This is a genomic window from Robertmurraya sp. GLU-23, assembly GCF_052983275.1.
Genome location: NZ_JBRKCV010000002.1, coordinates 556,443 through 577,844 on the forward strand (window position 1 = coordinate 556,443; position 21,402 = coordinate 577,844).

Below are 21,402 nucleotides of genomic sequence, written 5' to 3' on the forward strand. Positions count from 1 at the left end.
CTTTCAAAGTAAGGGGCCTTATTTTATAGGAATTAATTGTTTAAGATGCTTCCATCCGTTTTCATACTCAATAAAGTCTGGTTTAAATTTATTTCCCCAGCGATTTAAGTTGTCTCGAACAATCCATTCATATACCTCACTGTATAAAGATAGATTATTAGTTTGGTTCTGTTGATGTCTTCTATGATTCAATAAAGTGTCATTAACCCAGCCAATTTGGTAATTATTTTCTAGCAGACGAGAGAGAATTCGGATATCTTCCGCATGACGACCGTCCCAGGGATCATCTACTGGCCATCCTCCAACATCTTTTAGTGCAGTCGTCCGATAAAATCTTGGCCAAACAGATTGGTTTGATAAGAGAAAATCATATTGATCTGAAAAATCCCTGCCTTTAATAATTCTAGTTTTAACACGGTTTCTCCTTTGTGTCACTATATTAATATTACCTCCCATGACAGCTACTTTACTTGAGATGTTTTCCATCTTACCAACTAAAACTTCAAGAGTATTTTGGGGAAACCAATCATCTGCATCTAACGTAATAATAAAAGGAGTATTTACGAAGCTTAGTCCAATATTTAGTGATTTGGATTGTCCGAGATTTTTTTGATTATGTAAAAGGTTTATTTTTTCGTTAACTAAATAGGATTGAATGAATGATAAACTATTATCAGTAGATGCATCATTGATTAAAAGTAGGTTCCATTTATCAAAAGTTTGCAAAAGAATAGATTCTATTGCATCTTTTAAGTAATTTCCGGGGTTAAAAAACGGAATTATTACTGTCACTTTGCTCAAATCTTTCACCTTCTTTTAGGTGTCAGGCGCTATGCCTGACACCTTAATCTGTAAACAAGTTATTATAGTAACTAGAAGTTATTTCTAATCCATCTTTTAAATTAGTCTGGGGAAACCAGGATAATAATGATATGGCTTTTTGATTATCTAGTTGGCTATAAAGAATATCTCCCGATCGTACAGGAGAGTATAGAGGCTCGATATCCATGGGTATGATTTCTGTAATGTATTTATATAGGGTATTGATACTTGTTTTACTATTACAGCTGATGTTAATTATTTCATTATTTCCACGTGTGAGTGCTATAACATTTGCATTTGCCACATCTTTTACAAAAATGAAGTCTCTCGTTTGATTTCCATCTCCATAAATCGTAGGTCTTTGATGTTGAAAAAGCTTAGAGTAAAAAATTGATATGACTCCGCCTTCACCCTTAGGAGTTTGCCTAGGACCATATACATTTGCATATCGTAAGATTGTATAGGATAAGTCATTATGGTCTGAGAATTGCTTTATATATAACTCAGGAGTGTATTTGGAAATGCCGTAATATGATAAAGGCCTTATTGGGAAATCTTCGTGAATGCTACAATCTCCAGATTCCCCATAGACTGCACAAGAAGAAGCGTAAATGAATTTTTTAACTCCGAATTGTTTACAACATTGTAATAGTTTAATCGTAGAAAGGATGTTGTTGGTAGCATCCATTAATGGATTCTCCATCGATGTTGCTATATCTACATTTGCTGCAAGATGAATCACAAAATCGGGTTGTTCACATTGGAAAATCTCTAGTATCTTTGTAGATAATATGTCAGTTTCATATAGTTTAATGTTTTTTGAAAGCCACGTTTTATTTCCAGTACTTAAATTGTCAATAACAATGACCTCATAGTTCTTTTTAATTAATTCCTCAACGGTATGTGACCCAATAAATCCACAACCACCAGTTACAAGAACTTTCATACGGAATCACTTATCCCCAATACGGTTTGATAATAGGAAATCGTTTGTTTAAGTCCATTTTCTAAAGAAACTTTTGGATTGAAACCAAGTGTACTAGCTGCTTTGCTTATATCGGGTAACCGATCGGGTGTATCTTCATATCCTAATCCATATGCACGTTCGTATGGGATATGAATAATATCTGAGTTTGAATTTGTTAAGTCCTTAATCATATGGGCTAATGAATTTATCGTGATTTGTTCAGTCGTTCCGATATTAAAGGCTTCGTTATTTGCTTTTGGGTACATACATTCAACGGTTCCATCGATCATATCACTAATAAAGGTGAAGCATCTTGTTTGATTACCGTCACCAAAAACAGTAATAGGTTCATTTTTAAGTGCAGCTACAATGAATTTAGGGATTACTCCTCCATATTGAGAAGAGGTTTGTCTTGGTCCGTAAGCATTAAAGTATCTAACGATCGATATAGGTAACCCTTTCATTCCATATGCAAAACACATATGTTCGTCTAGTGCTTTTGCAGTAGCATAACACCATCTACTTGTTTGTGCTGAACCAAGTATTCGTTCAGAATCCTCAGTAAACGGTAAATTCGGATTTTTCCCATACACTTCAGAAGTAGAAGCAAATACGACTTTTATTTTATTTTCAAAGGCTAGTTCAAGTACATTTCGGGTTCCATCGATATTTCCATGAATAATTTTTAATGGATCTTCAACCGTGTTTTTTACGCCAAGTGTTGCAGCAAGATGAAAGACTAAATCACAATCTTTCAGTGTCTTCTCTAATAGGGAACGATCCATTACAGAACCTTCAATAAATTGGATCTTTGAAGGTGGAAGGGTTGCAAGGAAAGACTTTCTCCCATTTGATAAGTTATCAATCACTGTAAGATGATGACCCATATTTGTTAACCGTTCACAAAGATGAGAACCTATAAAACCAGCACCACCAGTAACTAGAATTTTCATGGACGACCACCACCAAGTTTAATAATTGTTGCATTTCCTGTTCGATCCTTGACAACATTTCTTGTATCAAAAACTAAGGAAGAGTGTTCAAGAATAGTATCTAATGGTATTTCTGAGTGGTCTGTTAGGATAACGACACAATCCACTTGTCCAAGTGTTTCTTGTGTTAAAGCAGTGCTATTGTAAGTTTTACCATCAATTTTTAACGTAGGAACATAAGGGTCGTGATAAAGTACACTTTTGTTTGTATCAAGAAGGCACTTAAATAGTTCAACTGATTGTGAATCTCGAATATCACTAATATCTTTTTTATAAGTCATCCCATATAGTAAAATAGAAGATTCATTCATTGGCTTTTGAAGGTTCTCTTTTATTTTTGCTTTAATATGTTGCAGAATGGTTTTGTTAACAGTACTAGCAGCAGTTATAAATAAACTCGACATTTCATAATTAGAGATTTTCCATTGTAGGTAAAATGGATCAACAGGAATACAATGACCACCGATTCCAGGACCAGGATAAAAGGCTGTAAATCCATATGGCTTTGTTTTTGCTGCATCAATTACCTCCCAAACATCTACACCGAGATTATCACAGATGGTTGCAAATTCATTGATAAAAGAGATATTGATAAATCGATAGGTGTTCTCTAAAAGTTTTGTTATTTCTGCTGTTTCTGGAGAGGAAACAGATACTACATTTCTATAAATCAATTTATAAAGGTGTAACATTTTTTCTAAGCAACCACTTGTAATACCGCTAACTATCTTAGGAACCTCATCGATTGGCATGGTTTTGTTACCTGGATCAATACGCTCTGGCGAGTAGCCTAAATACACATCTTTACCTACTTTTTTACCGCTTTTCTCAAGTATAGGTAAAATTACTTCTCGTGTTGTCCCAGGGTAAGTAGAACTTTCTAAAACGACAAGTTGATCTTCTTGTAAATATGGAGTAATAGAGTTAGCTGCGGCAGTTACATAACTTAAATCAGGGGTTTGATGGGCAGTAAGAGGTGTAGGAACACAGATAATGACTGCATTTGAAGTGGTAATATCGCTATAATCGCTTGATACATAAAATTTATTACTTTTTAATGCATCCTGAAGCTGAGAACTAGATATATCAGGTATATAGCTCTCGCCATTTAATAATTGGGATATTTTTCTTTTATCTACATCGATTCCCATTACATTCAGGTTTTTTTCAACTAATTTTATTGCTAATGGGAGGCCAACAAAACCAAGTCCGATAATAGTAACAGTAGGTTGATTAACTTCAAAATCTTGCAAACATACACAGTCCTTTCTATTCTTATAATCATACGATGTATCATATGTTGAAGTTAAGCTACTGCTTTAGGCACATATCTTATCTTCTTTTAAAATTGCTTAAAATTATAGATTTATATCATTTTGATTGATTATGAGTTACATATCCATTAACTTCTTAAGCCCTATTTCTTCATCAAGCCAATATTCACCTTCGATTTCACCTGTTATTAATGACTCCATTCCTTGACCAAGGTCAAGTGCAACCTTTCCTCTTTCAGTAGCGATATATGAACTTAGAATAAGTGCGTTTGTACCAGCTGCAAGCAGGCAAAGATCAAAATCATAGGAATCAATTTCTTTTTTTACTTCAGGTATATCAGAAAATTGTTTTATTTTTATGGTTCCTACAATATCGAAACCTAACTTTTTCATTAAGTTTTTTTCAAGTGATCTTTTAACTTCATCAGCGTAATTACAGATGATTAAGATTTTCCTTCCCGCAAGCATTTGGTGGAATTTACTATGTTGGGAGAACATGATAACACGTCTAATATATGCCTCAAAAACATAGTCAGGAGAAATCTTATAATAATCAAAAACCCTTTTTGTTAGGTTTCCGGCTGTAGGAATATTTAAGTTTAAACCAATAATGTTAGCCTTTTTAACGGCTTCGACAGTCAAATCACGAGCTTGTATATTAGGGAAAATTAGTCCTCGGTGAAAATGTCCTCTGTCTAAGTTGTAATTTGAATTGGCTGCAATTGTTTCTGGATCATCCATAATTTCTTCTTCAGATAAAATCGCATATTGTGCCATGACAAATGATTCTGTATAACCTACAGATACAACTGATAGTGGTTGATTCCTGTTTAAGGCATCAATGATTTTATCCAAAAGTTCACTACTGGTTAGTTGAATAGAATTGCCCATTTTTACCTCCCTCTCTCAAAATTGTTTGAATCAACTTAAAAAACATGTTTTGTATGTTTGTTAGTTTAATAACGTAATAAAGTGTCTTTATTCAATCATGTTATCCCGATATTCCTCAACAAGTTTATCAAAATCAAAAGCTTCTCCGTCAATCATGACATCTAGCGCATGACCAAAATCAATAACGACATTATTTGTAGCTTTGGCGAGCTGATTAGTCAATATCGTTGCAGGTACTCCAGCAGCTAAAATTGCAACATCCCATTCGTCCTTTTTATTGACTAGTTCGTTTTGTAGTGACCTTATCTGATTGATTCCTTCTAGTTGTTTCGTACCTACAATTTTCACTCCCATTTTTTCAAACAGAGGCTTTGCTTCAAGAGACCTTCTTCCAACCAATACAACTTTTAAAGGACGTAATATGTTCCAAAAACCCATATCCTTTGACATAGGATGTGTGATAAAGGGGGAACAGACGTACTTTGGTTCGTAATCTAATGATGTTAAAAGCCTAATTGTTTCACTGTGAAAGAACTCATGTTCTTCCTTTGAAAGAAGTCCAACAATTTTTGTAGATAGAAGTGCTCTAATCACTAACTCCTTAATCTTTTCTGGTTCAGCAGTTGCACCATTGTATTGTGCGCAATAATCTAGTCCTTCTTGGAAAGCAGTTGAGGTTGGCCATAAAGAATAATAAATTTCAGCATGACCAAATCGTGCTAACGAAAAAGGTTTCTTATTATGGATAGCATCTTTCATCATCTGTAACACATCTTGTAAACTCAAAAAGCGTTGTTCAAACTCATGTTTAGTTGATTCCATGTAATCACTCCAAAGGATATCTATTTATTGAAAAGTGGGTTTATAGTGGCAGAATCAGGAATTTGGTAATTTCTAGGCATGTTTAGTGAATATTTTTTTAATATTCCAAGGTTATCTTTCACTAATGGAATTTGTTCTATGGATTTATGAGAGTTATAGAAGGTACTTACTTTGTTATAAACCTCAAGAGTTGAATCGAGCATTTTCATATGATGCCAAGCAGTTAAGCCGTAGGTTTTTGCATTATTGGCTAAATAATCTCGTAATTTATCATCTGAAAGGATTTTTTCTAAACGATTGCATAGTTCTTCACTGTTATCTCGAGGGTAAAGCAAACCTGTTTCTCCATGTTCTATCATTTCAGGAATCCCACCAGCGTCTGAAGCAACGATTGGTTTCCCAGCAATCTGTGCTTCAATAATTACAAATGGCAAATTTTCAAGCAAACTAGGGAGTACAAAAACATCTACTTTCGTTAATAACGCAGGAACATCGTCTCTTTTTCCTAAAAAGATCACATTATTTGTTAGGTTTTTTCTTTTAACTTCAGTCTTAAGAAAGTCCCCAAAGTCATCCCATTTATATGAGTCTCCAATAAATAAGCAAATCCAGTCGTTACGAATTTTCTTTAGTTTTTCCAAAGCCTGCAGTAATGAATATTGTCCCTTTTCAAAAATAAGCCTTGCTGAGCATGCGATTATTTTTTTATCCTTTGGAACATTTATGTCTGTAAGTATTGTTTGCTGGTTTTGGAATTCTAAAATATCGATGCCATATGGAATAACCATCATCTCTGACTGTATGGAGAAATGTGTCATCTGATCCTTCAACCAGTGTGAGGGGAGAATGGAATGATCAGATGCATTTGGGCCCAGCGATTCTAATTGTGATATATATTTCCATCGTTGACTGTTTGTAATTTGAGGATTCTTTTTCATTTCAGCTAGAAAAATTTCTTGAGTCAGTGACGAATGAATGGTACAAACCAATGGTGTATTGATTGCTTTAACACGGGATAGGGCATGAGCTGTCACAACATCTTGTGCGTGAATAAGATCATAAGAACTTATACCGAGCTGAAAAGCAGCTATCTCTAGACTATGACGCTTGCTTTCTTTTCTAATAATCCAATCATCTATCTCTAAGGTGTTTTTTTCGAAATATTCTTTTAGTTTCTTATATATTGTTCTTTCTAATTGATTCTTATTGAAGAATGTTCCTTTTTTAAGAAGATAGTAATAGTTATCATCAGGATGGAGAGCTAAAATATCAACATGATGACCTTGACCTTCTAAGCCATTTGCAAGTTGCTTAACATAGGTCCATACTCCTCCTGTTAATGGTAAATATGATCCGTATGCCAATAATATTTTCATATGTCAGTACCTTTCTTTTCACTATTTTCTTAGACTGTTACGAATAATGTTGCCTCTAATAGCTGGGTCGATAATTGATATTAGAAATCAATTAACCGTTGATTTTACCGATATCTAATATTTTTTCAAGCGTAGTCTTTTTATTCTATGTAGTTTGAAATTGGAGGGAACTAGACATTCGTTCGTTTTTAAGACTTTTTATTTTTAATCTTGCTTCTAAACACTCACAAGTTTATCTTGTTTTCAATAAAATATGAGTAACTACCTTAGGAGGGGTTTGAATGACCGATAGTCAAGCCACTATTTTAGTTCCTTTTTATAATCGGCAGGATTATTTAAGGGAAACATTAGAAACTGTGTTTGCTCAAACGTATAAAGATTGGAAGTTAATTTTGATTGATGATGGTTCAACGGATAAGAGTATAGAAACGATTAAAGATCTTTTAAGTGATCCGAGAATTCAAATTATAAGTAATCATAAAAATCTGGGTAAATCAAAAAGCTTAAATAAAGCATTATCGCTTGTTGATACACCATATATACTAGAATTGGATAGTGATGATTGGTTATTTCCTAACACGCTTCAGACATTAATAGAAGAGTTTGAAAATCAGCCTAATGAAGTGGCTGTTGTTAGCGGGAATTTACAGATGGTTGTGGAAGATAGACAAGGACGAATTAAAAGGGTTATTGAAAGGAAAGGGAAAGCCTTTTCTGACAAAATTGAATTTCTTTTTGCTAATCAGGTAGTATGGCCCCGATTTTGTCGTACAACTGCGTTAAAGGAAATAGGTGGTTGGCCAATTGATGATCCATATGAGGGCTGCCATGGAATTGATGATTTACGTTTGTTGTTAAGATTAATCGATCGGTACCGATTCCATTGGATCGATCAATGTCTGTATAAATGTCGAGAGCATGAAAATAATTTGTCAAATAAACAACGAAAAAGAACTGCTGAAATTCGTGAGTGGGCAATAAGAGATGCGCTGGATAGGTGGGGATATGAACTCGAGCCTGTCTTTTATTATGATGAAGATGGATGGAATTATCTTGTTGATCTAATTTAAAAAAATGGATGTTAAAAGTATGTTTATTCATCTCATGGAGGTGTTTCCGATGGTACCTGAAGTCACGGTATTAGTACCATTCTATAATCGAGAACAGTATCTGTGTTATGCATTAGAAAGTGTTTGTAAGCAAACTTATCAAAATTGGAAAATGATTTTAATCGATGATGGTTCAACGGATCAATCTGTTCAAAGTGTCGCTCCTTTTTTGAATGATTCGAGAATAACTCTTATCAAATCTCATAAAAACGAAGGTCAATCAAAAAGTTTAAATAAGGGGTTGGATTTAGTCGATACACCATTTGTTATGACATTAGATAGTGATGATTGGCTGCATCCGGACGCGTTAAATATTTTCGTGAATGAGGCAAGGAGTTTACCAGATACTTTCGCAGTGGTACATGGAAATATTACGGCAGTGTTTCAAGATAAAAAAGGTACTATTTTAAAGGAGGTTATAAAGAAGGGGCAACCAATTAAAGACAGATATCATTTTGTACTTGAATATCCAGATACATTTATTTGTCCACGGTTTTATCGAACCTCTACTGTAAAAGAAATAGGTGGATGGCCTACGAATGATCCTTATGAGGGAAGATATATTGAGGATTTGCCAGTCATGTTACATCTTATAGAAAAATATCGATTTCATTATATGGATAAAACATTGTACTACTATCGACAGCATACAGAAATGTCCACCACAAATATTGAAATTGTTGCAGATAAAATGAAATGGGTAATTAGACAGGCGTTAAAACGATGGGGAGATAGATATGAGCCTATTTTTAAAACCATTGACGATGGTTGGATTGTCGTAGAGCGATTAAAAGATAAAAACGGGGAAAAATAGAGTGGTTTCAATTATTACTTGTACAGTAAGAGATGAATGTATGGACAATGTATTTAAAAATTATCAAAAACAAGATTACAAAGAAAAAGAATTAATTATTATATTAAACAAAGATAGTATGGATGTTGATAAATGGAAAAGACGAGCGGTTTTAGACAGAAACATTAAGATTGTTCAGCTACCTCAATATACTAGCTTAGGAGATTGTTTGAATTATGGTGTTGAATGTTCAAAGTATAAAACAATAGCCAAATTCGATGATGATGATTTTTATGGTCCATATTATATTAATGAGGCTATGAATGTAATCGAAAACACAAAAGCGATGGTTGTAGGTAAGTCTACGTTCTATATTTATTTTCAACAAGAAAAGAGCTTATACTTATATAATTGTAATAACGAACAACGTTTTATCAATCCACATAAACATTACTCCACAAAGGATTTCTTAGCCGGAGCATCACTTGTAATTAACAAAGACGTATTCAAACACGTTACATTTCCTAGCCTGAATCTAGGAGAAGATTCCAATTTCCAACAAGAATGTTTAAAAAATGATATTTCAATGTATTCTACTTCGAGACATCATTTTGCATACATTCGCTACCCATATTCTCATTATCATAGTTCAGACGTAAAAGATTACTTGCTAAAAAAAAGAAGTCGACTAGTTTCGAAAGGCAGTTATTTTAAAAATGTACTCTCTCAAATTAGTCCTTCATAAAAGCAAAAGTTAGGCCCATTAACATGAGCCTAACTTTTGCTTTTATTTATCAGTTAACAACTCAACTGTGAAGCTTTCAATGTCTTTACAACGAATAACAGTTAGTCTTTCATTAACTTTTGGAGATAGCATACCCGGCTCAATAATTTTTACGCAGCAATCTTTTACTTCTTTTAATATTCCTTCAATAAAATCCCCCGATTTTGTTTTTATTGAAACTTCTTGGCCTTCAAACTTCTTTAAAAGATTACATAAGCAATCGTCTTTACAGTCGCAATCATGTTTATCTTTACATTTATCTTTATGTTTATGGCTATGATCTTTTATATCAACTTCCACTTCAACCTCGATTTCTAATTTACAAGGTTTATCTTTATGATCCTCATGACATTTTTTCATATCAAAATCAACATCAACTTTATAAGGTTTTTTCTTTTTGAAACCCATATTTTTCACCTTCCTCACTATTATATTTGTACTATATTCATACAAAATCAAAAATGTCAGGGCTACTCCCCAGAAATAGGTTAAACCTGGGAACTATCGAATGATTATTCATTTAACAAATCTTAGAACACAAAAAAGAGTACATGTGTATGTACTCTTTTTTGCTACTTTTCCTGTTCTTCAATAAGATATTTAAGCATTGAAAGCTTATTATCCCAAAAATGATCAAAATAGCTTAACCAATCTTTGATTTCTGTAAAGGTTTCTGGGTGAAGCTTGTAAATTTTTTCTCGTCCTGTCTTGGTCATACCGACAAGATTGGATTCGGATAATATTCGGAGATGTTTAGATACCGCTGTTCGAGTGATCGGAAATTCTTCGCTGATCGCAGTTACTGATAAATCTTGCTTGGCGAGAAGCATTAATATTTTTCTTCTTGTAGGGTCAGCAATTGCCTGAAACACATCGTGATTTTTGACAGCGGACATTACGCCTCAACAACCCCGCGCAGTTTCACATCAACAAGAGGTCCCCATCCGCCATTCATACGATCACGAATAACTTGATGCGTTTCATTAGCTAATGGAATAACTTCCTCTGTGTCTCCCCAGCCAGAATGAACAAGGGTAAACTCAGTGTTTTCGTCCAACTCTTTTAACTCAAATGTAACCACCCATCCATCTGTCCCCCAAGAAAAAACGAGGCGGTGTGGCGGTTCTAGTTCTAACACTTTGCAAGGACTTGGACCAAATGGTGACTGAATGGTAAACTCACTCCCAACTACCTGTTGAAAGTCATTCGGCATAAACCAAGAAGAAATTCCATCTGCAGTTGCAACTGCATTCCATACTTTTTGAATTGGTGCCTGAAACACTGTTGTTTTTCGAATATCTTGAACTTTCATTTTTCCCCATCCTTTTAAATGATATGTAACCAAAAGGTTTCTTATTGTGATTATACGAAACCTTTTGGTTGCATGTCAACTATCTTTTATTAAGTACCCTTATTATTTCCAAATCGTTTAAAATAAAGAAAGAGTTAAGAAATTCTTAAGATTTTTAATGGCCGAATGTTAAGATTTACTGTTTACTATAAAAAGAGAAGAAAGCTGCTAGAAAGTAGGGGGAGAATGAATTCATACAATGTACTTGTGGTGGACGATGAGAAAGAAATACGTGATGCTATAGAAATTTATTTGAAGAATGAAGAGGTAATAGTTATTAAAGCTTGTGATGGGATGGAAGCACTACAAATTTTGAAAAGACAAGAAATTCACCTCATTATTTTAGATATTATGATGCCCAACCTAGACGGAATCTCTGCTACATACAGAATACGAGAAATAAAAAATATTCCCATCATAATGTTAAGCGCCAAAAGCGAGGATACAGATAAGATATTAGGCTTACAAGTGGGAGCAGACGATTATGTGACGAAACCATTTAATCCCATGGAGCTTGTTGCTCGAGTAAAATCGCAACTTAGAAGGTACGTATCATTAGGTACGTTTGAAGGTGTGAAGAAAAACATTGATTTACATGGATTAATGCTGGATCAAGATTCAAAGGAAGTGACGGTTAATGGTGAAAAAGTAAAACTCACACCGATTGAATATAAAATTGTAGAGTTGCTCATGATTCATGCAGGACGAGTGTTCTCAATCAATGAAATCTATGAGCTTGTTTGGAAGGAGCCTGGATATAACGCTGAAAACACGGTGGCTGTACATATAAGAAAAATTAGAGAGAAGATCGAAATTGATCCGAAAAATCCAAGGTTTTTGAAGGTGGTGTGGGGTATTGGGTACAAGATGGAAAAATAAAATCGTTCTTTTTATTTGCTTCGCTCTATTTAGTTATGGAGTTAGTGGAGTTTTCACATTAATGGTTCATGGCAACAATTATGTGTACAAAGACTATTATCACTCTCCTGAATTCCGAGGAGCTTTTGATGAGTTTGCGAGTTATTTAGGCTTATTCGACCTTTACTCTATCCCGATTGAGGAAGCAAAGAATGCACTCACGGTATCAGAAGAGGAAATTGAGGAACATAAGTATCGATATGGAAGTCTAACCGAACAAATCGATAATATTAATGCCCAATACGAAGAAAGAATTCAAGGGGCAAGAGAGACGGAAGACGAAGATGCACTCCAAAATTTCATCGCAGAAAGAGATGCAAAAATAGTCGATATTACGAAAAACTTTGAAAGTGATGAATACGTAAAAGATAAAATATTAAAGGAAAAAGAACAGAAGTTAGAAGTGCTTTATAAAGAGTTGGAGAAACAACGTCCTTATTTTGAGGAGTATAAACAATCGTTTTCCTATTCTTTAACAAGTTCAGATAATAAAAAGGTATTTGAGAATGTTAATTGGAATGAAATGGATAGTGAGGATTTTCGCTATGTTACAAACCTGACTGTCACAAGAGATTATGCTGTTCACTATGGTGTTTATGATTATGAGTATACAGAGTTGTTAGATTCTGTTACTCCAACTACAGTTGCGATGTATGAAGGGGAAATAGGCCTTGCAAAGTCTTTGCCTGCATCAAACAAATATGTTGTGGCTGCTGAAAACTTTAAGCAAAAACGTCTAATATTCTATATTAATATTGCTTTAAGCGGATTGTCTCTTTTGCTATCGTTGTTAATCGGGAAAAAATCAAAGGGCATACGTGAGGAAGTCAAGAGAATTCAACCATTTTATAATAAGCTACCAATAGATGTTAGAGTCTTATTCTTTCTTATAGCGATTACATCTTCTTTTGCAAATCTTTTTATCATAATAGACGGATATCAATATGCAGTAAATGGGAGTTACTACGATGCCATTGAAATGGTTTTATTCATAGTCATTGGCGGAATCCTGTCGGGACTAGCTTTTATTCAAGCTCTTTTTTTAGCTGTAGAATTGAAAAATTGGGAAACGGTGAAAATGGAGTGGGAAAAATCACTTTTATATAAAGGGTATGTGATTCTACAAAGAGTATATCAAGACACAGCTGGAAATCTTAAAGAAGCCTTTCATGACCGTAGTACTGCAACTCAAATTTTTTTCATCTTGTTCATTCTATTTGGACTCGGGTTAGCGGTAATTATCATTACATTACATCCTGCGTTTTTTCTAGTTTATCTGGTCCTGCTAGCTGCCATTGGATATCCAATCATTATGAGCATTATAAATAAAATCGCCTACTTTAATTCGATTGTAGAGACAACCAATGAATTAGCAGCGGGAAGGTTAGGGGCAGATTTAAAAACATCAGGCAAATCAGTATTATCTGACCTTGCACGCAATATCAATCAATTAAAGAATGGGGTACAAACCTCTCAAAATGAACAAGCCAAAAGCGAGAGGTTAAAGACAGAACTCATTACAAATGTTAGTCACGATTTGAGAACGCCTTTAACTTCTATCATTAATTACACTGTGCTATTAAAAAACACCGAGGTATCTTTGGAGGAACAAAAATCTTATATTGATATTATTGATAAAAAATCAAAACGATTGAAAGTGTTAATTGATGATTTGTTTGAGGTTTCTAAGATGGCGAGTGGGAACATGGAATTACAAAAAGAAGAGGTAGATATTGTTCAGCTACTTCAACAAGCATTAGCTGAATACGATACAGAAATCAGAGGGTCTACCTTACAATTTCGGATCACAAATTCACCTACACCAGTGCTAGCACATGTTGATGGTCAAAAGCTGTGGAGAGTGTTTGACAACCTAATCGGAAATATTCTCAAATATTCATTAGAGCAATCACGTGCATATATATCCGTGGATACCAAGGGGTATGAAGCGATCATTACATTTAAAAATGTATCTAAATATGAACTGAGTGATAATAGTGAAGAACTTTTTGAGCGTTTTAAGCGAGGTGATACATCACGTCATACAGAAGGAACTGGCCTTGGATTAGCGATCGCCCAATCAATTGTTGATCTTCATGGAGGAAGACTTTCGATTGACGTGGACGGAGACTTATTTAAAGTAACTATTTCTCTGCCTAAAGAAAAATTGTCTTTATGATCTAGAACAGCCCATTTATTTGTGTGAATAATAAGGGTGGAAGAACTTCTGTTTAAGAAGTTCTTTTTAAAATAAATATTTGCATTTTACAAATAATATGATATAAATAAAGAGAGGTGAAAATATTGGAAAATTTACGTGATTTATTCCAGTTGTTAACGAGACGATTTGGTATGTTAAATAAAAACTGTTGCTTAGTAGGAGGAATGGAAATTTCCCTAGTCCAGAGTCATATCATCCACGAAATTGACAAGCAAAACAATCCGAGTGTTCAGCAAGTCGCTGACTCACTAGGGATCGATGTGACAACATTTAGTCGGCAGGTACAGAACTTAACAAAGATGGGATTAGTAAAAAAGCAACAGTTGCCTGAAGACAAAAGAGTATATGTGTTATCCCTAACAACAGAAGGAAAGTTTGTTTCTACCTCAATTGATTCGGAAATGAACGAATACTTACAAGAAATATTTTCTCATATGAATGAATTTGAAAAAGACACAGTGATTCGATCCATTAAATTATTAAATGAGGCCATGTCTAAATCCTCGGTATGTTGTAAGCCATACATATAAGCAGGTCAACAATCTTGCTTATATTTTTCAATGAAATATAGTTGCATTTTACAAATAAAAACGAGGTGGGGAATTGTGGAAGAATTAGTAAAGAGTTTTTTAAGTATTGCACTAGAATTAACCGTTTTATTTGTAGGGATTTCTTTTTTAATTAACGTCCTACAAGGCTATATCCCTTATGAAAAAATGGAGAAAATGATGGAGCGTAGCCACCCGCTAGTTAGTGCATTGATTGCCCTTGTGTTTGCCTTCGTCACTCCTTTTTGCTCTTGCTCGACCATTCCGGTTGTGGTGAATTTATTAAATAAAAAGGTGCGCTTTGGTACGGTCATGATCTTTTTATTTGCATCTCCCGTATTAGATCCAACAATTTTGACGTTAATGACAGCTACACTCGGTTGGAAGGTAGCCATTGTTTACACATTGTTAACAAGCATTTTATCAGTAGCGATTGGCTTCAGCCTAGAAAAACTTGGTTTTGAGAATCAGGTGAAAAATGTCATTATGACTGGATTTAAAGATCCGAATAAAAAACTAGACTGGAAAGGGGCGCTATTAGAAACCCTTCAGCTCATGAAGACGGTTTATCCATTCTTGCTAATTGGTGCTGCTCTTGGTGCAGTTATTCACGGGCTTGTACCGACTGAATGGATCACCGCTTACATGGGGGCTGACGACTGGTGGTTAGTACCGATCGCTGCGATCATTGGAATTCCTTTATATATCCGACTTTCTACTATGATTCCTATTTCACAAGTCATGATATTGAAGGGGATGGCACTTGGCCCTGTCATGGCATTAATGATTAGCTCAGCTGGTGCAAGCTTGCCAGAATTGACCCTACTGAATAGTATTTTTCGAAAAAAGCTTGTTGCGGCGTTTATCGCATCCGTAATGTTGATGTCCACTTTATCTGGTTTTTTATTTTATTTAATTTAGGGTGAGTATAAAGATGATCGTATTAAAAAGCTTATTTGGTAAAAAGGATCAAACAAGTTGAGTCATGTTGTAAAGAAGAAAAAGAAAGAAGTGAAGAGAAAAATAAGAACTTTATGCCTCCTAGATTATAGGAGGTTTTTTCTTGGTATTAAATAAAGGACTTATCTTTATGCACCTAGAATATCGGTAGAATACTAATCAAGGAGGGAAATAACATGAGTGAACATTCCATAGACTTTATCGTTTCTTGCATGGCAACAAGCACTCTTTACAAGGAAATACAAAAAATACAAACAGAACATCGTCTGAAATTAGCTGAAATTTGGAGGATTAAAGAAGGGGATCGTGTTCTTGAAATTGGTTGTGGTCAAGGAGACACAACGGCCGTATTAGCGTATATGGTAGGTGAGAAGGGTCAGGTTCATGGAGTTGATCTAGCCTCACCAAGTTATGGTGAACCGATCACGCTAGGTGACTCCATGGCGTATTTAAAAAAATCAAAATTAGGCAAGCAAGTAAAAGTAGATTTTGAGTTCAATATATTATCTGCAAACTTTAAAGTTGAAGAATTTGATGCTATTGTTATTTCCCATTGTAGCTGGTACATGAGCTCGCCTGATATATTGATTGATATATTGAAAAAGGTTAGACCTTGGGGGAAAAAGCTGTGCTTTGCAGAATGGGATACGAGAGTGGAGCAAGCCGAACAAGTACCACATTTTTTAGCCGCTTTGATTCAGGCGCAGTACGAGTGTTTTAAAGAAGTTAGCATAAGTAACATTCGTACACTGCTTTCCCGAAAGGATATCGAACATGCTTTTAAAGAGGGAGGTTGGGATGTGATGGACGAGGTCTCGATCTATTCCCCGAATCTCCAGGATGCTGAATGGGAGGTTCAACAAACCTTACATGCCTTTGAAATGGAATTCGATTCTTTGAAAATGCCAAGAAAAATGAATTCTCTACTTCGTACAGAAATTTCTTTATTGGAGGAGGCTGTAAAGGGGAGAAAAATCAAACCATTGAATGTGTTTGCGTTGGTGGGAGAGTAAAATTAAAAGTCAGCTCCTTTTCAATTGGTTGAATAGGAGCTGACATTTTTACTATCGAAAGGATGGTTTTGATAGCGAGCAAGTAGGATAAGTAATATCAGGTACATAGTACGATAGCTTTTTTAAGAAATAACAAGCTTCCGGAAAGTGGTGTTCAAGAAAACGTAAAGTGGACTGATTTAATACTTCCTCACCCTTATATAACTGGACCATTTTTTCTACTAAACTGGTAAATCCGATAACAGCGATCACGACATCTCTTGCAAATTGGAGTTGTATCGGAAAGCCTTCTGGCGTAAATCGTAAATATCCTTTAATAGCCTCGTTTTTCACAATGAACGACTGGAATATTTGCATGTATTCTCTTGTTTGTGTAACTAGTGCCAGTTCAACTCCATCAAGTGCTCGAGCAAGTAAGGCCGCATGCCCCGCTTGGTCTTCAAGCCATAAATCCATTAAGTCGACAAGTGGAAGGATGGAAGGGGTTTGCCCGTTTACATAAAACCTTAGCATTCGTAAATATTCTTGATTTTCGCCTAGTGTACCATTTAAATAGGTTGGAGTTAAATTCAGGTTCACTTTATTTTCAATGCGTAGGCGCTGAAGATGACCCTCAAAATGAAAATATCCATTGGCAATCGGATAGATCTCTCTTGCGAATGTGATCATTTCAGAGGATGAAACTGATCCTGACGCAGGGAGGCTAGATAGTTTTGAAAGCAAGCCACGAAATAATTGAATATATTGCTTTGCTGTGGTTACATACTCGACTTCACTAGGAGATAAGAAATCGTGAATAAAGTGGGCGTGATCTTCTAATACCTCAAGCCAAAAAGCGTGTTCGTCAAAAACTGAAATGGGTTCATAGCTCATGTTCATACCCCCTGCAAAAATAAACTCAAGTATTACAGTTTATGAGTAACAAGAATGGGTAAGAACGATTAATACCCAAATGAAATAACCCGGGAAAACACCCGGGTTGGACCTATCTATAACGTGTTACATATTTTTCGTATATGACTTGAAAACCGTACATTGCCAATGTCTTAAGTAAGAAAATAATGGATAGTTGTAGTCTATTTAATCGTACAAGAGTAACATATCCCATTTTTCGAAACCCTCGCATCATTCCATAAGTAAACAATGAATCAACAATGATATTAACAATTAAGTACAGTTTGAATTTCCCGAAAGTATATTTTAATATCCAAATGGAACCAACGAAAAATGGTCCGAGAATGAGTGGCAATTCATTAAGTACATTGGGTTTGAGATTAGATGGAAACCACCACCATTTTCTTCGCTGTGCAACCATTCCTTCGATTATGAGATAAAGTGAGATAAAACTGGCACCCGGAAGAAACCTTTTTACTGTCTTTCCGCCAATCAAAGGGACTGACAACCAAGGTAGTATAAAAAGAAGAGCTATATACAAATTAAATTTCTTCAAAGCCATCAGCTTCCTTCTTTACTTATAATAATTTAGTGTGGCACAAGAAATGGAAACGTATGTATTTCTTTTAGAAAAAATTTGAAAAATAATATGCAAAAAATGGTATAGTGACGCATAGAAGCGGGAGTCATGCCGCATAATATCGCCTCCATCCGAGTGTTGGAAAAAGTGGGCTTTGAAAAAGAAGGGATCGCTCGGAAAAATGTAAGAATCAACGGAAAATGGAAAGACCATCAAGTATTAGCGATTATAAACCCACTGGATTGAGTGGATTATAAACCCCTGTCGGTTATGTGTGCTGACAGGGGATTGATATAACTGTGATAGTGAAGAACTATTTAAAAGTCCAATAATGATTCAAGAAAAAGTTTACGAGTGGAATCGTCAGAGTGGTAGCTATTTCTCCGATTAAATAATGCAAGGAGAGTACCTGGACGAGTGTATACATGATGACAAAATTTAATGTGAATCCGATAGAGACTACAATGAAGAAACGCATTAATTTCTGATTTGAAAACTCACCGCCAAAAGTAAACTTCATATTAAGAATGAAAGAAAAAAGTGTCATGATAACAAAAGAAATAATGGAAGAGATTATAGGCTCATTACCTATTCGCTCTACCAATATAAACATTGAAAGAAAATAGATACAAGTGCAGATGCAGCCAACTAAGCTATACATCATAAATTTTTGAACAATGGGTTTCCTAACAAGCATATAGGCATCCTTTCTAAATGGCTGTTAGTTCTTTTATAACATGTACGATGCGTAATGAAAATATTTTTTCTATAAACATTTACATAGTAATTGGATATACTATACAATGGAAAAGTAACCCATATATTTTGATAAGGGAGTATGTACTATGTTAGGTGTCGTTCTTAACTAATCCAATCAATTGGATACGAGCATTCCGGTTTGTTTTCTAACTTTGAAAATTTCAAGGTTTTAGGAAGCTTATTTATCTATGACCGCGAATGTAGTTAAGAACAATGGTCAAAAACAAGCATACTATCCTTAGCCGAGAGTGTAGCTGTGTACCACTGTGTAACAGCTTTTTATTTTGGTTAAATAGTCTGAACAGAATGCTTTTTAATAGGATTCTGTTTTCTTGCCGCGTTGACTCGTTCAACGCGGCTATTTTTATTTTTAGGAGGAAAAAAAGTTGAACAATCATACGTTTGAAACATTGCAATTTGAAGTGATTAAAGAGGAAATTGCCCATTATGCGTTAACCAGCCAAGGAAAAGAAAAGGTGTTGCAACTCGCACCTTCCTTTCATATTAAACAAATCCAATCATGGATGGATGAGGTAACTGAAGCTGTAGAGATCATGAAAAAGAGTTCAAGTGTACCAGTACACGGACTAGAAGGAATTGATACTTTACTAAATAGTATCAATAAAGGGGTTGCCCTTCGTCCTGATATATTAGTGAAGTTTCATGATTTTTTAGATTGCTGTGGGAAAATGAGACGCTTTATGAAAGATAAGGAGTATATGGCGCCTCGAGTCTCAAGCTATATTTACTCCATTGATGAATTGCCTGGATTAGCTGAGGAAATTAATCGCTGTATCCGAAACGGCGTTGTGGACGATTACGCAAGTAAGGAATTACTTAAAATTAGAAAACAATTGGCAATACAAGAAGAGCGATTAAAAGAAAAACTCCAACAAATCGTCCGATCATCCAAACTAAAAACCTATTTGCAGGAAAGTGTTATCAGTCAAAGAGATGGAAGATACGTGATACCAGTGAAAAAGGAATATCGTCAAAAAGTAAAAGGGGCGGTTCTAGATACTTCTGCTTCAGGGTCTACCTTATTTATTGAACCTGAAGAAATTACCACATTCCAAGATCAACTTACCTGGATAAGGATGGATGAAGAAGCAGAAACTCAAAAGATTTTAATGTATCTTACCGGGTTAGTTGAAGAAAAAGACCAGCAAATTCGTTTGGCAGTGGAAACAATGGTTCACTATGATTTTCTGTTTGCCAAGGCAAAGTTTAGTCGAGCAATCGATGGGAGAAGTGTATCCATAAACGAATCACACTATATTGAATTAATTGAAGCAAGACATCCTTTATTAGGTAAGAATGTTGTACCACTATACTTTAAGCTGGGTTCACCTGAACATGCGCTAGTCATTACAGGTCCTAATACGGGTGGAAAAACCGTCGTTATTAAAACGGTTGGACTTTTAACACTGATGGCCCAAGCGGGTTTACACTTACCGGTTGCAGAAGGTAGTTCTGTCAGTATTTTTCAAAATATCTTAGTGGATATAGGGGATGGACAGAGTATTTTAGAAAACCTAAGTACCTTTAGTTCACGCATCGTAAATATTATTGACATTTTAAGAGAAGCCAATGATCGTACGTTGGTATTATTGGATGAATTAGGTTCAGGAACCGATCCTGCTGAAGGAATGGGGCTTGCAACAGCAATCTTGGAGCAACTTTATAAGAAGGGATCGACATTATTAGCAACCACTCATTACAGTGAAATCAAAGAGTTTGCGGATCACCAGGAAGGATTCATTAACGGATCAATGGAATTTGATTTGGACACTCTTCGTCCAACTTATCGTTTAATTATAGGAAAGGGTGGAGAAAGCCAAGCGTTTGCGATTGCGTTAAAGCTAGGTATTCACCCGAAAATCATTGAACGAGCTCATCAAATTACCTATAAAGAAGAAAAGGTATATCCAGAACCACATGTTTCACTTCAGGAAAAAAGAGAACTCGAAAAGCAAATCATCATCAATAAATATCAAACTAGAGAAAAAGGAGTGAAGATATCATCTCTCTCTGTTCCAAAATTTAATCAAGGTGATAATGTCATCGTCTCTCCTGAGGATGTGTTTGGAATAGTGTACAAAGGACCAGACGAGAAAGGGAACTACATTGTTCAAATAAAAGGGAAAAAGGGATCATATAACCATAAGCGTTTAACCCTTCATATTGAGGCAAGTGAGTTGTATCCACCAGATTATGATTTCGATATTATTTTTGAAACCAAGGAAAATCGAAAGGTAGATAAAATGTTATCAAAGAGACATATGGAAGGACTTAGTATTAATCATGAAAGTGAAACATGATTATTCC

Annotated in this window: 22 protein-coding genes and 1 pseudogene; 10 read left to right on the forward strand and 13 right to left on the reverse strand. The window is 35.1% G+C overall.

Annotation, left to right across the window (positions count from 1 at the left end; genetic code table 11):
* Positions 1–18: 18 nt before the first annotated feature.
* The 7 genes from ACVBAX_RS07040 to ACVBAX_RS07070 form a co-directional block, all read right to left on the reverse strand.
* Positions 19–792, reverse strand: coding sequence for a glycosyltransferase family 2 protein (locus tag ACVBAX_RS07040; protein ID WP_447116496.1), 774 nt, complete (start codon positions 790–792; stop codon positions 19–21).
* Positions 793–844: 52 nt separating this feature from the next.
* Complete coding sequence (locus ACVBAX_RS07045) at positions 845–1,768, reverse strand: NAD-dependent epimerase/dehydratase family protein (RefSeq protein ID WP_447116408.1); 924 nt, start codon at positions 1,766–1,768, stop codon at positions 845–847.
* On the reverse strand, positions 1,765–2,742 hold the full coding sequence (locus ACVBAX_RS07050; RefSeq protein WP_447116409.1) for an NAD-dependent epimerase/dehydratase family protein: 978 nt from the start codon (positions 2,740–2,742) through the stop codon (positions 1,765–1,767). The genes ACVBAX_RS07045 and ACVBAX_RS07050 overlap by 4 nt, the downstream gene beginning before the upstream one ends.
* Positions 2,739–4,034, reverse strand: coding sequence for a nucleotide sugar dehydrogenase (locus ACVBAX_RS07055; protein WP_447116410.1), 1,296 nt, complete (start codon positions 4,032–4,034; stop codon positions 2,739–2,741). The genes ACVBAX_RS07050 and ACVBAX_RS07055 overlap by 4 nt, the downstream gene beginning before the upstream one ends.
* A gap of 138 nt (positions 4,035–4,172) precedes the next feature.
* The gene (locus tag ACVBAX_RS07060; protein WP_447116411.1) at positions 4,173–4,946 is read right to left on the reverse strand and encodes a GT-D fold domain-containing glycosyltransferase; all 774 of its coding nucleotides are present in this window, start codon (positions 4,944–4,946) and stop codon (positions 4,173–4,175) included.
* Positions 4,947–5,033: 87 nt separating this feature from the next.
* The gene (locus ACVBAX_RS07065) at positions 5,034–5,768 is read right to left on the reverse strand and encodes a GT-D fold domain-containing protein (protein WP_447116412.1); all 735 of its coding nucleotides are present in this window, start codon (positions 5,766–5,768) and stop codon (positions 5,034–5,036) included.
* Between the two features lie 20 nt (positions 5,769–5,788).
* Positions 5,789–7,144 carry a glycosyltransferase family 4 protein gene (locus ACVBAX_RS07070; protein ID WP_447116413.1) on the reverse strand — a complete coding sequence of 452 codons (1,356 nt, stop codon included), beginning with the start codon at positions 7,142–7,144 and terminating at the stop codon, positions 5,789–5,791.
* A 281-nt stretch (positions 7,145–7,425) separates the two neighbouring features.
* Between ACVBAX_RS07070 and ACVBAX_RS07075 the strand changes: the two genes are divergently transcribed.
* From ACVBAX_RS07075 to ACVBAX_RS07085, 3 genes are read left to right on the forward strand one after another with little or no spacing between them, the layout of a single operon-like run.
* Positions 7,426–8,214 (forward strand): glycosyltransferase family 2 protein, encoded by a 789-nt coding sequence (locus ACVBAX_RS07075; protein ID WP_447116414.1) that lies wholly within the window; start codon positions 7,426–7,428, stop codon positions 8,212–8,214.
* 49 nt (positions 8,215–8,263) lie between these two features.
* Entirely contained in the window at positions 8,264–9,067 is an 804-nt protein-coding gene (locus tag ACVBAX_RS07080; RefSeq protein ID WP_447116415.1) for a glycosyltransferase family 2 protein, read from the forward strand.
* 40 nt (positions 9,068–9,107) lie between these two features.
* Positions 9,108–9,791: a glycosyltransferase gene (locus ACVBAX_RS07085; protein ID WP_447116416.1), complete on the forward strand. Its 684-nt coding sequence runs from the start codon at positions 9,108–9,110 to the stop codon at positions 9,789–9,791.
* A gap of 42 nt (positions 9,792–9,833) precedes the next feature.
* Here ACVBAX_RS07085 and ACVBAX_RS07090 read toward each other — a convergent pair whose 3' ends face one another.
* From ACVBAX_RS07090 to ACVBAX_RS07100, 3 genes are all read right to left on the reverse strand, one after another.
* Positions 9,834–10,238 (reverse strand): hypothetical protein, encoded by a 405-nt coding sequence (locus ACVBAX_RS07090; protein WP_447116417.1) that lies wholly within the window; start codon positions 10,236–10,238, stop codon positions 9,834–9,836.
* A gap of 164 nt (positions 10,239–10,402) precedes the next feature.
* Positions 10,403–10,726, reverse strand: coding sequence for an ArsR/SmtB family transcription factor (locus ACVBAX_RS07095; protein ID WP_447116418.1), 324 nt, complete (start codon positions 10,724–10,726; stop codon positions 10,403–10,405).
* Positions 10,726–11,142, reverse strand: coding sequence for an SRPBCC family protein (locus tag ACVBAX_RS07100; protein ID WP_447116419.1), 417 nt, complete (start codon positions 11,140–11,142; stop codon positions 10,726–10,728). The genes ACVBAX_RS07095 and ACVBAX_RS07100 overlap by 1 nt, the downstream gene beginning before the upstream one ends.
* A 225-nt stretch (positions 11,143–11,367) precedes the next feature.
* Here ACVBAX_RS07100 and ACVBAX_RS07105 point away from each other — a divergent pair, with 225 nt between their 5' ends.
* From ACVBAX_RS07105 to ACVBAX_RS07125, 5 genes are all read left to right on the forward strand, one after another.
* On the forward strand, positions 11,368–12,060 hold the full coding sequence (locus tag ACVBAX_RS07105; RefSeq protein ID WP_447116420.1) for a response regulator transcription factor: 693 nt from the start codon (positions 11,368–11,370) through the stop codon (positions 12,058–12,060).
* Complete coding sequence (locus ACVBAX_RS07110; RefSeq protein WP_447116421.1) at positions 12,038–14,278, forward strand: histidine kinase dimerization/phospho-acceptor domain-containing protein; 2,241 nt, start codon at positions 12,038–12,040, stop codon at positions 14,276–14,278. The genes ACVBAX_RS07105 and ACVBAX_RS07110 overlap by 23 nt, the downstream gene beginning before the upstream one ends.
* 125 nt (positions 14,279–14,403) lie before the next feature.
* On the forward strand, positions 14,404–14,850 hold the full coding sequence (locus ACVBAX_RS07115) for a MarR family winged helix-turn-helix transcriptional regulator (RefSeq protein ID WP_447116422.1): 447 nt from the start codon (positions 14,404–14,406) through the stop codon (positions 14,848–14,850).
* A gap of 30 nt (positions 14,851–14,880) precedes the next feature.
* The gene (locus ACVBAX_RS07120) at positions 14,881–15,789 is read left to right on the forward strand and encodes a permease (protein WP_447116423.1); all 909 of its coding nucleotides are present in this window, start codon (positions 14,881–14,883) and stop codon (positions 15,787–15,789) included.
* Between the two features lie 215 nt (positions 15,790–16,004).
* On the forward strand, positions 16,005–16,841 hold the full coding sequence (locus ACVBAX_RS07125) for a class I SAM-dependent methyltransferase (protein ID WP_447116424.1): 837 nt from the start codon (positions 16,005–16,007) through the stop codon (positions 16,839–16,841).
* 51 nt (positions 16,842–16,892) lie between these two features.
* On the opposite strand, the gene ACVBAX_RS07130 is transcribed toward ACVBAX_RS07125, so the two are convergent.
* Positions 16,893–17,714: a DUF2935 domain-containing protein gene (locus ACVBAX_RS07130; RefSeq protein ID WP_447116425.1), complete on the reverse strand. Its 822-nt coding sequence runs from the start codon at positions 17,712–17,714 to the stop codon at positions 16,893–16,895.
* A 112-nt stretch (positions 17,715–17,826) separates the two neighbouring features.
* Positions 17,827–18,291: a hypothetical protein gene (locus ACVBAX_RS07135; protein ID WP_447116426.1), complete on the reverse strand. Its 465-nt coding sequence runs from the start codon at positions 18,289–18,291 to the stop codon at positions 17,827–17,829.
* A 114-nt stretch (positions 18,292–18,405) separates the two neighbouring features.
* Between ACVBAX_RS07135 and ACVBAX_RS07140 the strand changes: the two are divergent.
* A pseudogene (locus ACVBAX_RS07140) lies at positions 18,406–18,561 on the forward strand (GNAT family N-acetyltransferase); the annotation flags it as partial.
* A 67-nt stretch (positions 18,562–18,628) separates the two neighbouring features.
* Here the strand turns inward: ACVBAX_RS07140 and ACVBAX_RS07145 are convergent.
* Complete coding sequence (locus ACVBAX_RS07145; protein WP_447116427.1) at positions 18,629–19,012, reverse strand: GtrA family protein; 384 nt, start codon at positions 19,010–19,012, stop codon at positions 18,629–18,631.
* Between the two features lie 448 nt (positions 19,013–19,460).
* Between ACVBAX_RS07145 and ACVBAX_RS07150 the strand changes: the two genes are divergently transcribed.
* The gene (locus ACVBAX_RS07150; RefSeq protein ID WP_447116428.1) at positions 19,461–21,395 is read left to right on the forward strand and encodes an endonuclease MutS2; all 1,935 of its coding nucleotides are present in this window, start codon (positions 19,461–19,463) and stop codon (positions 21,393–21,395) included.
* Positions 21,396–21,402 lie beyond the last annotated feature (7 nt).

Coding starts and splice junctions, on each gene's coding strand:
- ACVBAX_RS07145 (WP_447116427.1), bottom strand. CDS start 19,012: ATGCTTGTTAGGAAACCCATTGTTCAAAAATTTATGATGTATAGCTTA.
- ACVBAX_RS07100 (WP_447116419.1), bottom strand. CDS start 11,142: ATGAAAGTTCAAGATATTCGAAAAACAACAGTGTTTCAGGCACCAATT.
- ACVBAX_RS07060 (WP_447116411.1), bottom strand. CDS start 4,946: ATGGGCAATTCTATTCAACTAACCAGTAGTGAACTTTTGGATAAAATC.
- ACVBAX_RS07105 (WP_447116420.1), top strand. CDS start 11,368: ATGAATTCATACAATGTACTTGTGGTGGACGATGAGAAAGAAATACGT.
- ACVBAX_RS07070 (WP_447116413.1), bottom strand. CDS start 7,144: ATGAAAATATTATTGGCATACGGATCATATTTACCATTAACAGGAGGA.
- ACVBAX_RS07065 (WP_447116412.1), bottom strand. CDS start 5,768: ATGGAATCAACTAAACATGAGTTTGAACAACGCTTTTTGAGTTTACAA.
- ACVBAX_RS07090 (WP_447116417.1), bottom strand. CDS start 10,238: ATGGGTTTCAAAAAGAAAAAACCTTATAAAGTTGATGTTGATTTTGAT.
- ACVBAX_RS07075 (WP_447116414.1), top strand. CDS start 7,426: ATGACCGATAGTCAAGCCACTATTTTAGTTCCTTTTTATAATCGGCAG.
- ACVBAX_RS07045 (WP_447116408.1), bottom strand. CDS start 1,768: ATGAAAGTTCTTGTAACTGGTGGTTGTGGATTTATTGGGTCACATACC.
- ACVBAX_RS07130 (WP_447116425.1), bottom strand. CDS start 17,714: ATGAGCTATGAACCCATTTCAGTTTTTGACGAACACGCTTTTTGGCTT.
- ACVBAX_RS07080 (WP_447116415.1), top strand. CDS start 8,264: ATGGTACCTGAAGTCACGGTATTAGTACCATTCTATAATCGAGAACAG.
- ACVBAX_RS07120 (WP_447116423.1), top strand. CDS start 14,881: ATGAAATATAGTTGCATTTTACAAATAAAAACGAGGTGGGGAATTGTG.
- ACVBAX_RS07095 (WP_447116418.1), bottom strand. CDS start 10,726: ATGTCCGCTGTCAAAAATCACGATGTGTTTCAGGCAATTGCTGACCCT.
- ACVBAX_RS07125 (WP_447116424.1), top strand. CDS start 16,005: ATGAGTGAACATTCCATAGACTTTATCGTTTCTTGCATGGCAACAAGC.
- ACVBAX_RS07050 (WP_447116409.1), bottom strand. CDS start 2,742: ATGAAAATTCTAGTTACTGGTGGTGCTGGTTTTATAGGTTCTCATCTT.
- ACVBAX_RS07085 (WP_447116416.1), top strand. CDS start 9,108: ATGGACAATGTATTTAAAAATTATCAAAAACAAGATTACAAAGAAAAA.